Origin of the sequence: Mesorhizobium sp. LSJC285A00, assembly GCF_000503155.1 — a bacterium.
Taxonomy (GTDB): domain Bacteria; phylum Pseudomonadota; class Alphaproteobacteria; order Rhizobiales; family Rhizobiaceae; genus Mesorhizobium.
In genome coordinates, this window is record NZ_AYVK01000024.1 from 1 (window position 1) to 14,207 (window position 14,207).

The window sequence follows — 14,207 nt, forward strand, 5'->3', positions numbered from 1 at the left end:
GGCGGCGCCTGCCTTGCGGGCGCGGCGGGAGCGGGTTGTGCTGCGCGCGGACGCGGCGCCTGTTGCTGCTGGCCAACACCGCCATCGCCGGTCAATGCCGGACGGCGTGGCGCTGCAAGCCTGATATCGCGCTCGACGACAACGTCGGTTGGGCCGCCGATCAAAAGCAGGTGTTCGATGTCGTCGCGACGGATGAGCACCAGCCGGCGGTGGCTGTCGACCGCCGTGGCGTCCATGACCGCCAGCCGTGTCTTGCGGTTCCTGCCGCCGGCAACGAAGGTGCCGAAGGTCAGGTTGCGGACCAGCCTGATGATGATGAGCACGATGACCAGCAGGACAAGGGCAGCAAACGTCCACAGCAGCGCTGCGGCATATCCGGGACCCGCCACATTATCCAGCCACTGCATCGGTGCCCCCAATCGGCTTTTGAAGTGGAGGGACACTAGACCGTTGCGGCCAGCCACCGCAAGTTGCCTTCACGCTTCGTGAACAGCTTGAAAACACCGACGCGTCATTTTTATCCGACATTTGCCGCCAAGGCCTTTTCCGGATTAGGAGAATGTGATTCAACCGGCCGGGGGCGGTGTCGGACAACTCACGAGCAGGGGGCATATGGCCAGGGAAACGCGCGGCGATTTCTATCCGGTACCGATCGTCGATCAGAACACGCGGCCAGGCGCGGTTACCCGGCTCATCGTGTTCATCATCGTCCTGACCGGGGCCGCGATCGTTTTCGGCATTTTCCGCGAGCGTCTTGGCGATCCGTTCCTGCTCGGCATGCTGGGCGTGCTTGCCATGATCGGCGTCGGCTTCCTGTTCGCCACGGCCATCGGCTTCGTGCAGATCGCGCCGCGTTCGACCGGGGATGAACTGTCGAAGGCCTTCGTCGATTCGATGTCGCAGGGCCTGATCGTCACCGACACCAAGGGCCGCGTCGTCTACGCCAACCGGGCCTATGCCGAGATGACCGGGGCTGCGTCGGCCGCCGATCTGAAGACGGTCGAAGGCCTGCTTTCCGATGTCCCCGAAGCTTCGGTGACCATATACCGGCTGGCCTCGGGTTTGCGCGACGGCCAGGCCGGCGACGGCGAATTCCGGCTGGCGCAGTCGATCCGGCCGGGCGCCGAACCCGGCGCGCGCTGGTACCGGGCGCGGGCCCGGACCTTCAGCGTTCCCGGTCAGCGCCTGCCGATGCTTGCCTGGCAGCTTGCCGACATCTCGCAGGAACGGGCCGAGCAGGAGCGTTTCTTCCTCGACTTGCAGAAGGCCATCGACCATCTCGACCATGCGCCGGCCGGTTTCTTCTCGGCCGACCAGGAAGGCCGCGTCACCTACATCAACGCCACGCTCGCCGAATGGCTGGGCATCGATCTGGCGAGCTTCACCCCTGGCGCCGTGACACTCCCGGAAATCGTCGCCGGCGATGGCATGGCGCTGGTGCGCTCGGTCAAGGCCGATCCCGGCACCACCCGCAACGCCGTCATCGATCTCGATCTTACGACGACGACCGGCGAGGCGCTGCCGGTGCGCTTCATGCATCGGGTCTCGGCCAGCCGCGAGGGGACCAACGGTCCCACCCGCACCATCGTGCTCAACCGCACGCAGGGCGAGGACGCATCGGCCGATCTTCGGGCTTCGGAGGTACGCTTCACTCGCTTCTTCAATTCGACGCCGATGGCCATTGCCGCCGTCGACAATGGCGGCCGCATCCTGCGCACCAATGCGCCGTTCCTGTCGCTGTTTTCCTCCGTCGTCGACGGCGACGCGGTCGACCGCCGCGTGCGGCTGGACACCGTGATCCACGAGCGCGACCGGCCGGCCTTTGCCGCCGCGTTCGAAAAGGCGCGGCTGAGGCAGGCCGACATCGAGCCGATCGACACGCTGCTGCCCGGCAATGAGGAGCGTCACATCCGCTTCTACGTCAACGCCGTCGCCGACGGCACCGGCGAGGGCGCCGAGGAATCGGCCATCGTCTATGCCGTCGAGACCACCGAGCAGAAGGCGCTCGAGGGCCAGATGGCGCAGAGCCAGAAGATGCAGGCGGTCGGACAGCTCGCCGGCGGCATCGCCCACGACTTCAACAATGTGCTGACCGCCATCATCATGGCGTCGGATCTTTTGCTGACCAATCACCGGCCGTCGGACCCATCCTTCCCCGACATCATGAACATTAAGCAGAATGCCAACCGGGCGGCCTCGCTGGTGCGGCAGTTGCTCGCCTTCTCGCGCAAGCAGACATTGCGGCCGGAAGTGCTGAACCTGACCGACGTGCTTGCCGATCTCCGGATGCTGCTTGCCCGCCTCGTTGGCAACGAGATCAAGCTGAAGGTCGACCACGGCCGCGATTTGTGGCCGGTCAAGGTCGATATCGGCCAGTTCGAGCAGGTGGTGGTCAACCTGGCCGTCAACGCGCGCGACGCCATGCCGGCCGGCGGCGACCTCACCGTGCGCACCCGCAACGTCACCGCCGAACAATGCAAGAGCTTCTCCTACCGCGAGCTCACGCCTGCCGACTATGTCGTGGTCGAGGTCGAGGATAGCGGCTCGGGCATTGCCCCGGACGTGCTGAAGAAGATTTTTGAGCCGTTCTTCACCACCAAGGAAGTCGGCAAAGGCACCGGCCTTGGCCTGTCGATGGTCTATGGCATCATCAAGCAGACCGGCGGTTTCATCTTCTGCGATTCCGAAGTCGGCAAGGGTTCGACCTTCCGCATCTTCCTGCCGCGCCATATCGTGGAGGCGAAGAAGCCCGGCGACGTCAGCGAGGCGCCGGCTGCGCCGGTGAAAGCCGCCGACAGCGCCAAGGACCTGTCGGGCTCGGCCACTGTGCTCCTCGTCGAGGACGAAGACGCCGTGCGCATGGGCGGCTCGCGGGCGCTGACCTCGCGCGGCTATACCGTCCATGAGGCCTCCTCGGGCGTCGAGGCGCTGGAAGTCTTCGAAGCGCTCGGCGGCAAAGTCGATATCGTCGTGTCCGACGTGGTGATGCCGGAAATGGACGGACCGACGCTGCTCGGCGAACTGCGCAAGCGCCAGCCCGACATCAAGTTCGTCTTCGTGTCCGGCTATGCCGAAGACGCTTTCGCCAGAAACCTGCCGCCGGACGCGCAATTCGGCTTCCTGCCGAAGCCGTTCTCCCTCAAGCAACTGGCCACCGTGGTCAAGGATGTATTGGAGTCCTAGGGCGCCCTAATTCAAAGGTTGCGCAATGACGTGACACTGCCATGATTGCAGGCGAAACGGGCGGCGGGTTTTGGGGAGCATGTCGTGACGCCGCACAACGAGGCTGCCAGGGGCGACTATGCCGCAACGGTGCTGTTGCCGGGCGATCCGCAACGCGCCGAGTGGATGGCAAAGACATTTCTTGAGGCGCCGCGCTGCGTCAACCGCCGCCGGGGCGCACTCGGCTTCACCGGTCTCTATCGCGGCCGTCCCATCAGCATCCAGGCCACCGGCATCGGTGTCCCGTCCTTCCTGGTCTATGCGCATGAACTCCTGGATGTTCACGGCGTAAAAACGCTAATCCGCACAGGCACCTGCGGCGGCCTGACACCCCGCGTGCCGCTGCGCTCCTTGGTGATCTCGCAGTCGGTGCGCGCCGAAAGCGACCAAAGCGGCCAGGTCTTCGGCCTCTACGATGCTGCCGCCGGGCCCGATCCCGGCCTGTTCGCCCACGCTTTGGCCTGCGCCGCCCAGCTCGGCATCGACCACCAGGCCGGGCTGACCATCTGCAGCGATGTCTTCTACCACCCTGAAGGGCGCGACCGCTTTGCCGAAGCGCAGGCGCTTGGGGCTCTCGCTGTCGATATGGAAACCAGCGCACTCTACCGAATCGCGGCGCATTTCGGCGCCCGCGCGCTGTCGCTGCTGACCGTCGTCGACAACATCGTGACCGGCGAACAGACTGCCTATTCCGAACGTCAGGCGCTGTTCACCGATATGGCGCGGCTCGGGCTCGACGTTGCGGCGGAAGGCTAGCTTCCTCAGGCCGCTTCGCGCTTCGGCGTCAGCTCATCCATGTCTGGCCGGTGACCGCGCAGATAGAGCGCGCAGGTGGTACGCAGCATCGACGCGAAATTGGGAATGGCGCCGTTGATCTCGATCGCCTCGTCATAGAGTTTTGAGATGAACTTCGGCGTCGTCAGGCCCTGGCTGTCGGCAATTTCGTCAAGCAGCGCCCAGAACGTTCCTTCAAGCTGGATACTCGTAGAGTGACCGTCGATGCGGATCGACCGGTTGATCTGTCGATAGCCTTCCGGATCCTGCCCGGCAAAAACCCTGCACATCCTTACCTCCCGATATTGTTGGTTTTGGGCGCAGCGTGTCGCGCCTTCAAGTTGTGGTTGTCCCTGCATGTTCGGCCTTGTGGGCCGAATCGGCAATCGGACTTTCGTCTTTAGGCGCAGGCATAGCAGCGATTGCAAATTTAGCCGTGGTAACCGGCTGCCACCACCTTTCGCGCGTGCCGCCCATAATCGCCTCCAGCATGCAGCGGCGGAGACTGATTTGGCGAAGGCAATCCACTCCATGATCCGGGTTCTCCAAGAGGCCAGATCCGTCGATTTCTACAGAAACGCTTTCGGGCTCGATGTCGCCGACAGGCTGGATTTCGAGACATTCACGCTGATTTACCTTGCCAACGCCGAAACGGGGTTCGAGCTCGAACTCACCGTGAACAAGGGCCGCACCGAGCCTTATGAGCTAGGCGACGGTTACGGCCATCTGGCGGTCTCGGTGTCCGATCTCGACAGTGAACACGACCGGATCGGCGCGCTCGGCCTCAACCCCAAGAAGATCGTCGAATTCAACCGCGACGGATCGCTGATCGCGCGCTTTTTCTTCATCGAGGACCCCGACGGCTACAAGATCGAGGTTCTGCAGCGTGGAGGGCGCTTCCAGTAGGGGATTATCGGCCGCATTCAGCCGCGCGACGCCAGCAACGGCGCTGTTCAAGGGCGCAAACAGCAAGCAGGGAGGAACAAAATGGTCACGATCTATGACGCGAGGCTCTCACGTCGTGAACTTCTCAAACGCGGCGGCATCGGCGCGTTGCTCGTCATTTCCGGCAGCGCCGTCATCAGCCCTGAAAATGCCTGGGGGCTCGAGACATCGGCGCTCAAGCCCGAAACCATGGCAACGCTGATCCAGATGGCGCGCGACATCTATCCGCACGATCAGGTGCCCGACAAATACTACGCCATCGCCGTAAAAGGGCATGATGAGCAGGCCGGCAAGGACGCTGCCTACAAGACGATGATCGAAGACGGCATCGCCGACCTCGACAAGAAATCGGGCGAGGGCGGCTATCGCGGCCTCGGCTGGGAGGAGCAGCGCGTCGCCGTGCTGCAGCAGATCGAGGCGACGCCGTTCTTCCAGTCCATCCGCGGCGGCCTCGTCGTCAGCCTCTACAACCAGCAGGAGGTGTGGCCGATCTTCGGCTACGAGGGCGAATCCTACTCCAAGGGCGGCTACATCGCGCGCGGTTTCGACGACATAGAGTGGCTCTGAGCCCTCCGTCGTTTTGAAACCCCGCAAACAGGAATTCATGGGAGGAAACCATGGCAGCTTCATTTGATCTCAACAACGACGGCGTGGTCGTGATCATCGGCTCCGGCGCCGGCGGCGGCACGCTCGGCAACGAACTCGCCCAGAAAGGCGTCGATGTCGTCATCCTCGAGGCCGGCGCGCGTCACGAATACGAGGATTTCATCAATGACGAGTGGGGTTCCTTCAGCCAACTCGCCTGGACGGACAAGCGCACGACGTCCGGCGACTGGCGGGTGTCGAAGGATTTCCCGAATTTGCCGGCCTGGATCGTCAAATCGGTCGGCGGCTCGACCACGCACTGGGCCGGCGCCTCGCTGCGCTTCCAGGAGCATGAGTTCAAGACGCTCTCGACCTACGGCAAGCTGGAAGGCGCCAACCTGCTGGACTGGCCGGTCACATTGGCCGAGATGGAGCCTTACTACGCCAAGGCGGAAGCCAAGATGGGCGTCACCGGCACCAATGGCTGGCCGCGGCTGCCCGGCAACAACAATTTCAAGGTGCTCAAGGCCGGCGCCGACAAGCTCGGCTACAAGGAATGTCATACCGGCAACATGGCAATCAATTCGGTCGAGCGTGATGACCGGAACTCCTGCCAACAGACCGGCTTCTGCTTCCAGGGCTGCAAATGGGGCGCCAAATGGTCGACGCTCTATACCGAGATCCCCAAGGGCGAGGCCTCCGGCCATCTCGAAGTCCGGCCGAATGCCATGGCGATCAAGATCAACCACGACGCCTCAGGCAAGGTGACCGGCGTCGTCTATGCCGACAAGGACGGCAAGCTGCAGGAACAGAAGGCCCGCATTGTCGCCGTCGCCGGCAACTCGATCGAAAGCCCGCGCCTGCTGCTAAACTCCGAGTCAGCGAAGTTTCCGCAAGGGCTTGCCAATTCGTCGGGGCAGGTCGGCAAGAACTACATGCGCCACACCACCGGTTCGGTCTACGCCATTTTCGACCAACCGGTGCACATGTATCGCGGCACCACCATGGCCGGCATTATCCGCGACGAGGCGCGGCACGATCCCTCACGCGGCTTTGTCGGCGGCTATGAATTCGAGACGCTGTCGCTCGGCTTGCCCTTCATGGCCGCCTTCCTCAACCCCGGCGGCTGGGGCCGTTCATTCACCACCGCGCTCGACCACTATGATCACATGGCTGGCCTGTGGATCGTCGGCGAGGACATGCCGCGCGCGGAAAACCGCATCACGCTGCACAAGGACGAGAAGGACGCGCACGGCATGCCGATCGCCGACGTGCATTTCGATGATCATCCCAACGACACGGCGATGCGCAACCATGCCTACAAGCAGGCCACAGCGCTTTACGATGCGGTCGGCGCGACGCGCTCCTTCCCGACGCCGCCCTATCCCTCAACCCACAATCTCGGCACAAACCGGATGAGCGAAAAGGCGGAAGACGGCGTCGTCAACAAGCACGGCCAAGCGCACGACATCAAAAACCTGTTCGTGTCGGACGGCAGCCAGTTCACCACCGGTGCGGCTGAAAATCCGACGCTGACGATCGTGTCGCTGGCTATCCGCCAGGCCGAATACATCGCTTCGCAAATGTCGGCCAAGACGATCTGAGCCGTCCTCCCGGATCGCTACGCGGAACGCGCATGGCGCGTTCCGCCCTTTTTTCCTAGGACTCACTATGCGCCGACCGGCTGTCCGTCCTTGCGGCGGATGGCGACGACGGACGGTCGCGGCAGCTGGCCATCCCTGAAGTCGGGCCACAGCGTCTGCGCCTTGTCGAGCGTCTCTGCATCTTCCGCAGGGTGCTGCACCGACAGGAACAAAGTCGTGCCGTCCGGCGTGAAGCATGGGCCGGTCGCTTCGGCGCCATGCGGGCAGGTGAACAGCAGCTTCGGCAGGCCGCGCGCCGCACCTTCGGTGTCGACGCCATAGACGCCGTCCGGCAGGTCGAAATCATTGGCGCCGTCCGTCGCCACCCACAGCCGCCCCGCCGGGTCGAAGGTGATGTTGTCGGGGCAGACGAACCAGCCATTGTCCGACGTATCCGGATGAAAAGTGGCGCCGACCTTGGCATCTTTCGGGTTGCCGCAGAGCACGAACAGGTCCCAGGCATACTTTTCCGCCGTGTGGTCGGCATCCGCGCCGCGGCCGCCGGGCGGGATCAGTTCGACAATATGGCCCCACAGGTTTTCCGGCCGCGTGTTGGCCGGATTGACCTTTGACTGGTCGCGCTTCTTGTTCTTGGTCATCACCGCATAGACGCGGCCGGTCACCGGATTGGTCTCGATGTCCTCGGGCCGGTCCATCGGCGTGGCGCCGAGCGCATCTGCCGCAAACCGCGTCTTCAACAGCACCTCGGCCTGGTCGGCAAAACCGTTCTCGACGGTAAGCTTGCCCTGGCCGTGCACCAACGGCAGCCACGTCATCGAGCCATCGGCATCGAAGCGGGCGACCGACAGCACGCCATCGTCGAGCAGATCGGCGCCGGAGGCCGGGTTGGCCTTGTCATAGGCCTTGGCCGAGACGAAGCGGTACATATATTCGAAATAGTCGTCGTCACCCATATAGACGACAACGCGGCCGTCCTTGTTGAGGACCACGGTCGAGGCCTCATGCGACATGCGGCCAAGTGCCGTGCGCTTCACCGGCCTGGACTGAGGATCGTAAGGGTCGATCTCGACCACCCAGTCGAAGCGGTTGGCCTCGTTCGGTTCCTTGTCGAGGTTGAAGCGGTCATGGAAGCGGCCGCGGCCATAGATGTCGGAGCCGTCGAAGCCGTAACGGTCAAGCAGGTCGGCGGTCGGCGCCCTTTTCGGGTCGCCGCCGAAAATGTCGGACACGCCTTCCTCGCAGGTCAGCACCGTACCCCAGGGGGTGAAACCGCCGCTGCAGTTGTAGCTGGTGCCGAGCACTTTGGTGCCAGTCGCGTCGGCCGAGGTCTTCATCAGCGCATGGCCGGCAACCGGTCCGGAAACGGTCATTTCGGTGTTGGCGGTGATGCGGCGGTTCAGCGGACTGTCGGCTACGGTTTCCCACTTGCCGTCCTTCAATTGCACCTCGACGATCGAATGGCCCATCGCGGCCATGCCGAGATCGACCTGTTCCCTGGTCATCGTCTTGCCGGCATCGCCCTCGGTCATCCCCGGAAACATCACATTGGGCGAGATGTATTCGTTGTTGACGCAGAGCAGGCCATGATCAGAATTCACCGTACCCTTGGGCAGCGGCATGAAGGCGATGTAGTCGCAATTGTAGCCGAAGCGCTTTTCCTGTTCCTCCGCCGCGACCTTGTTGCCGTCGAATTCGGCGAGGCCGGCTGCAAGCGGGTCGCCCCAGCGCGCGACGATGGTCGTCTCATAGCCTTCGGCGGCGGCATGGGTCTTGCCGTAGACCCGTTTCAGCTCGGGAAAGCCGAGCGTCGACTGCGCTGTGGCGGCATGCGTTTCGCCGGCAAACAAGGAGCCGACAAAACTGCCGCCGGCAATCAGCGCGCCGGAGGCGAGGCTGCCTTTCAAAAGAGACCGGCGCGAGACGCGCTCGGCAATGATTTCGCGGATGACGGGGGAGGATGAAGACGGTGCATTGGCCATGGTGTCTGCCTCTCAGGGTGGATGTTACGGCGCACCGTTGCCCTAGTCTGCTTAGGCAACATTCACATGACATAAGAGGAAGGTTTTGCCGCAACTGGGCGCGGCACTACGCATCGCTCAGCCCTTGGTGCAGGTCGAGGCGGTGAAGGCGCCGTCGGGCTGCTTCAGAATGATGTCGAATGACGGGGCAGTCTCGCCGTCCAGTGTTGCCTGTGTCATGGAGACGGAGTTGCCACCGGTGGTATAGCCGCCCAGCGGCCCGAGCCAGGTGATCTCGCCATTGGCGTTCATCTGATAATTGTAGCCTTGCAGCGCCGTTCCGAACGTCACCGGGCCGGTATAGACATTGCCCTTGATGGTGATGTCGCCGAGGTTGAGGAAGGCGCCGAGCAGGTAGACCTCGCAATGATAGGTGCCGTCCGGAAGCTTGCCCTCGCTGAAATCGGCGCGCGCGCCGCCGCTCGTTGCCATCAGCAGCAGGATGCCGGAAATCCGTGAGATGCGAGATGCCATGACGTCTCTCTTTTGAATGGCGAGCTTGCCCTATTTTTGCGCGGTGCCGCAACATTGTTCGCCCGGAATCCACGGCCGGAGATCAAAAACTAGGCATTTGTCCTATTTGGGCGAAAATTAGGCAAAAGTCGTGTGCGCTGCGCAAATTTGGCTCAATCAATTTTCACTGGCTGCCATTGTTTTCTCCAGGCTAATATACCAACCAGTTGATAACGCTCGGCTATTCCCTTCTTGTGAGCGGCGCCTTTGCGTTTGGCACGGCAGTTGCATTGCTTTATCGCGGTGCAATCAACCAGCTTGGGAGTCTTCGGTATGAGGGGTAATTTCTCCACAATAACAAAAATGTTTTCGGCCGGCGTGGTCGCCGCCGGCCTGTCGATGTCGTCTCCGGCCAAGGCCGCCGAAGACACGATCAAGGTCGGCATTCTGCATTCGCTGTCGGGGACCATGGCGATTTCGGAGACGACGCTGAAAGACGCCATGCTGATGCTCATCGAAGAGCAGAACGCCAAGGGCGGCCTGCTCGGCAAGAAGCTTGAGGCGGTCGTTGTCGATCCGGCCTCCAATTGGCCGCTCTTCGCCGAGAAGGCGCGCGAGCTGATCTCCAAGGACAAGGTCGCCGCCGTGTTCGGCTGCTGGACCTCGGTGTCGCGCAAATCGGTGCTGCCGGTGTTCTCGGAACTCGACAACATCCTGTTCTACCCCGTCCAGTATGAGGGCGAGGAAAGCGAGCGCAACGTGTTCTACACCGGCGCCGCCCCGAACCAGCAGGCGATTCCCGCTGTCGACTATCTCATGAGCGAGGACGGTGGCTCGGTGAAGCGCTGGGTGCTGGAAGGCACCGACTACGTCTATCCCCGCACCACCAACAAAATCCTCGAGGCCTATCTGAAGGCCAAGGGCGTCGCCGCCGAAGACATCATGGTCAACTACACGCCGTTCGGCTTCTCCGACTGGCAGACCGAAGTCTCCGCAATCAAGAAATTCGGCTCGGCCGGGAAGAAGACCGCCGTCGTCTCGACCGTCAATGGCGACGCCAACGTTCCGTTCTACAAGGAACTCGGCAACCAGGGCATCAAGGCCGAGGACATCCCGGTCATGGCCTTCTCGGTCGGCGAAGAAGAACTGGCCGGTCTCGATACCGCGCCGCTGGTCGGCCATCTCGCTGCCTGGAACTATTTCGAGAGCGTCGACACACCCGAAAACAAGAAGTTCATCGCCGACTGGCACAAGTTCATCAAGAATGACAAGCGCACCACCAACGACCCGATGGAAGCTCACTATATCGGCTTCAACATGTGGGTGAAGGCGGTCGAAAAGGCCGGCACCACCGATCCCGACAAGGTCATCGACGCCATGGTCGGCGTGTCCGTGCCGAACCTCACCGGCGGCTATTCGACCATGATGCCGAACCATCACATCACCAAGCCGGTGCTGATCGGCGAGATCCAGGCCGACGGCCAGTTCGAGACCGTGTCGCAGACGCCCGGCCTCGTGATGGGCGACGAATGGTCCGACTATCTGCCCGATTCCAAGGACCTGATTTCGGATTGGCGCGCGCCTCTGTCCTGCGGCAACTTCAACGTTGCCACCGGCAAATGCGGCGGCAAGGGCACGAACTGATCCCTCCCGGGACTGACCGATCGTGGACGCGTCCACGATCGGTACCGCCAAGCGTCCGGGCGCTTCAGCCCGCCCGGACGCCAATTCCACCCTCTCGGAAAGTATCTGAACGGATGATCCTGTCGCGCACTCTCGGCCTCATGCTGGTGTTCCTGGTGGCAAGTCTTTTGCCGTCGAACGCAGCCGAAGCCGATCTGCGCGCCATCGTCGCCAAATTCGCCACCGGCACCGGCTTTTCCGCCACGGAGGCCGTGGTGCGCGAGCTTGCCGCCACCGGCGATCCGCTGGTCGAACGACCGCTTGCCGCGCTTGCCGAGGGCAACCTCTACGTCCGCAAAGCCGATTCCATGGTTTTCGTCGGCGCTGAGGCCGGCGACAGCGTCACGCTGCTCGACCCGCTGAGCGGCGAGAAAGCCGGCGGTGCCGCCAAGGCCGACATCACGAAGATCAAGGTCAACAACACGCTGCGCCGCGTCATCCGCGATGCGCTGGGAACGCTGACGTTGCGCGCGAAAGATCCTTCTGTTCGCATCGCCGCCGCCGACACCATGTTCAAGACCCCCGATGCCGCCAATATCGAGCCGCTCGATGCAGCCATTGCCGCCGAGACCGACGCCAAGGTCAAGGCATTGTTCGAACAGGCGCGCGCGGCATCGGTGCTGGTCTCCGACAAGCCGGAGGCCGACAAGCTTGCCGCCATTGCCCTGATCGGCGCGCGCGGCGACCGCGACGCGGTCTCGCTGCTCACCGCGGTCGAGGCCAATGCGCAAGGCGCGGTCAAGGATGCCGCGACGGCGGCAATCGCCAGCATCAATTCGAGCCTGGCGCTGTGGGATGCCGGCCAGAACATATGGTACGGCATCTCGCTTGGCTCGGTGCTGCTGCTGGCCGCCATCGGCCTCGCCATCACCTTCGGCGTCATGGGCGTCATCAACATGGCGCATGGCGAGATGGTGATGCTCGGCGCCTACACCACCTTCGTCGTCCAGCAGGTGATCCGAACCTCATTCCCCGGCCTGTTCGACTGGTCGCTGGTGATCGCGCTGCCGCTCGCCTTCCTGGTTGCCGCTTCCGTCGGCCTGATCATCGAGCGCGGCGTCATCCGTTTCCTCTACGGCCGGCCGCTGGAAACGCTGCTCGCAACCTGGGGCGTCTCGCTTGTCCTGCAGCAGGCGGTGCGCTCGATCTTCGGACCGACCAACCAGGAGGTCGGCAACCCCTCTTGGATGTCGGGATCGTTCGATGTCGGCCAACTCGCCGTCACCTGGAACCGCCTCTGGATCCTGGTCTTCGCGCTCACCGTCTTCGGCGTGCTGCTCTTTGTCATGAAGCGCACGCCCTGGGGCCTGCAGATGCGCGCCGTCACCGCCAACCGCCGCATGGCCGCCTCGATGGGCATCAGGACGCCTTGGGTCGATGCGCTGACCTTTGCGCTCGGCTCCGGCATTGCCGGCATTGCCGGCGTCGCGCTCAGCCAGATCGACAATGTCTCGCCCAATCTCGGCCGCGGCTACATCATCGACAGCTTCATGGTCGTGGTCTTCGGCGGCGTCGGCAATCTCTGGGGCACGCTGGTCGGCGCCTTGTCGCTCGGCATCGTCAACAAGGTTCTCGAACCCTATGCCGGCGCGGTGCTCGGCAAGATCGTCGTGCTGGTGCTGATCATCCTGTTCATTCAGAAGCGCCCGCGCGGCCTGTTCGCGCTCAAGGGCAGGGCGGTGGAAACATGATCACGGGACGCTTCTTCGCCGCGGGTGCCGACCGTCGCATCGCCATCACTATTTTCATCCTGCTGACGGCCGCCATTATCGTGCCGCTGCTCAACCTCGCAGTGTCGCCGCAAAGCGCGTTCTATATTCCGTCCTACATCGTCGCGTTGACGGGCAAGTACCTCTGCTATGCATTGCTTGCCTTGGCGCTCGATCTCGTCTGGGGCTATTGCGGCATCCTCTCGCTCGGCCATGGCGCCTTCTTCGCCCTCGGCGGCTATGCGATGGGCATGTACCTCATGCGCCAGATCGGCTCGCGCGGCGTTTACGGCAATCCGATCCTGCCCGATTTCATGGTGTTCCTGAACTACAAGGAATTGCCCTGGTTCTGGACCGGTTTCGACCATTTCTGGTTCGCCGCCATCATGGTCCTGGCGGTGCCCGGCCTGCTCGCCTTCGTCTTCGGCTGGTTCGCCTTCCGCAGCCGCGTCACCGGCGTCTATCTCTCCATCATCACCCAGGCGATGACCTACGCGCTGCTGCTCGCCTTCTTCCGCAACGACATGGGTTTCGGCGGCAACAACGGCTTGACCGATTTCAAGGATATTCTGGGCTTCAACGTGCAGGCCGACGCCACCCGCTCGGCCCTGTTTGCCGCCAGCGCCATCATACTCGCGCTCGCCGTCTTCATCACCTGGGCGATCGTCGGCTCCAAATACGGCAAGCTGCTGATGGCGGTGCGCGACGCCGAGAGCCGCACCCGCTTCCTCGGCTGGCGGGCGGAGAACGTGAAGCTGTTTGCCTTCACCGTCTCGGCTGTCATGGCCGGCATCGCCGGCGCGCTCTATGTGCCGCAGGTCGGTATCATCAATCCCGGCGAATTCGAGCCGTCCAATTCCATCGAAGTCGTGATCTGGGCAGCCGTCGGTGGGCGCGGCACCATTGTCGGCCCGATCGTCGGCGCGCTGCTGGTCAACGCCGGCAAATCCTGGTTCACCGGCCTGCTGCCGGAGTTCTGGCTGTTTGCGCTCGGCGGCCTGTTCGTCGCCGTAACCCTGTTCCTGCCCAAGGGCATCGTCGGCATGTGGGATTCCTGGCGCGGTAACGCTCGGGCGATGCGGGCTGCAGCGATTGCAGAGGAAGCGGGCACAGACCCTGATGCCCCGCCGCCATCGAAGATCGTGCGCAGCGCAGCAACAACGCCCGGTGCCTGGTCCGCGTCCGGGCCTGAACCGCAGCCGGCGGAATAGAGC

Annotated in this window: 11 protein-coding genes and 1 pseudogene; 8 read left to right on the forward strand and 4 right to left on the reverse strand. The window is 63.1% G+C overall.

What is annotated here, in order from left to right:
- Positions 1-407 (reverse strand): annotated as a pseudogene (locus tag X726_RS0135560) (flagellar biosynthetic protein FliO); the annotation flags it as partial.
- Positions 408-612: 205 nt separating this feature from the next.
- Between X726_RS0135560 and X726_RS150390 the strand changes: the two are divergent.
- Entirely contained in the window at positions 613-3,183 is a 2,571-nt protein-coding gene (locus tag X726_RS150390; protein ID WP_023670922.1) for a PAS domain-containing sensor histidine kinase, read from the forward strand.
- An 84-nt stretch (positions 3,184-3,267) separates the two neighbouring features.
- Positions 3,268-3,978, forward strand: coding sequence for a DeoD-type purine-nucleoside phosphorylase (locus X726_RS150385; protein ID WP_023670923.1), 711 nt, complete (start codon positions 3,268-3,270; stop codon positions 3,976-3,978).
- A gap of 5 nt (positions 3,979-3,983) precedes the next feature.
- Here X726_RS150385 and X726_RS150380 read toward each other — a convergent pair whose 3' ends face one another.
- Positions 3,984-4,286: a ribbon-helix-helix domain-containing protein gene (locus X726_RS150380; RefSeq protein ID WP_023670924.1), complete on the reverse strand. Its 303-nt coding sequence runs from the start codon at positions 4,284-4,286 to the stop codon at positions 3,984-3,986.
- 220 nt (positions 4,287-4,506) lie between these two features.
- Here X726_RS150380 and X726_RS150375 point away from each other — a divergent pair, with 220 nt between their 5' ends.
- The 3 genes from X726_RS150375 (at position 4,507) to X726_RS150365 (ending at position 7,130) form a co-directional block, all read left to right on the forward strand.
- The gene (locus X726_RS150375) at positions 4,507-4,902 is read left to right on the forward strand and encodes a VOC family protein (RefSeq protein ID WP_023670926.1); all 396 of its coding nucleotides are present in this window, start codon (positions 4,507-4,509) and stop codon (positions 4,900-4,902) included.
- A gap of 81 nt (positions 4,903-4,983) precedes the next feature.
- Positions 4,984-5,508 (forward strand): twin-arginine translocation pathway signal, encoded by a 525-nt coding sequence (locus tag X726_RS150370; RefSeq protein ID WP_023670927.1) that lies wholly within the window; start codon positions 4,984-4,986, stop codon positions 5,506-5,508.
- 50 nt (positions 5,509-5,558) lie between these two features.
- Positions 5,559-7,130 carry a GMC family oxidoreductase gene (locus X726_RS150365; RefSeq protein ID WP_023670928.1) on the forward strand — a complete coding sequence of 524 codons (1,572 nt, stop codon included), beginning with the start codon at positions 5,559-5,561 and terminating at the stop codon, positions 7,128-7,130.
- A gap of 65 nt (positions 7,131-7,195) precedes the next feature.
- Here the strand turns inward: X726_RS150365 and X726_RS150360 are convergent, their stop codons facing one another.
- Together X726_RS150360 and X726_RS150355 are read right to left on the reverse strand one after the other, a co-directional pair.
- Complete coding sequence (locus X726_RS150360; protein ID WP_023670929.1) at positions 7,196-9,109, reverse strand: PhoX family phosphatase; 1,914 nt, start codon at positions 9,107-9,109, stop codon at positions 7,196-7,198.
- 117 nt (positions 9,110-9,226) lie between these two features.
- Positions 9,227-9,622 (reverse strand): hypothetical protein, encoded by a 396-nt coding sequence (locus X726_RS150355; protein ID WP_023670930.1) that lies wholly within the window; start codon positions 9,620-9,622, stop codon positions 9,227-9,229.
- 312 nt (positions 9,623-9,934) lie between these two features.
- Here X726_RS150355 and urtA point away from each other — a divergent pair, with 312 nt between their 5' ends.
- The 3 genes from urtA (at position 9,935) to urtC (ending at position 14,204) form a co-directional block, all read left to right on the forward strand.
- Entirely contained in the window at positions 9,935-11,245 is a 1,311-nt protein-coding gene (gene urtA, locus X726_RS150350) for an urea ABC transporter substrate-binding protein (RefSeq protein WP_023670931.1), read from the forward strand.
- Positions 11,246-11,358: 113 nt separating this feature from the next.
- Positions 11,359-12,975 (forward strand): urea ABC transporter permease subunit UrtB, encoded by a 1,617-nt coding sequence (urtB, locus tag X726_RS150345; protein WP_023670932.1) that lies wholly within the window; start codon positions 11,359-11,361, stop codon positions 12,973-12,975.
- Complete coding sequence (urtC, locus tag X726_RS150340; protein ID WP_023670933.1) at positions 12,972-14,204, forward strand: urea ABC transporter permease subunit UrtC; 1,233 nt, start codon at positions 12,972-12,974, stop codon at positions 14,202-14,204. The genes urtB and urtC overlap by 4 nt, the downstream gene beginning before the upstream one ends.
- The last annotated feature ends 3 nt before the right edge of the window (positions 14,205-14,207 follow it).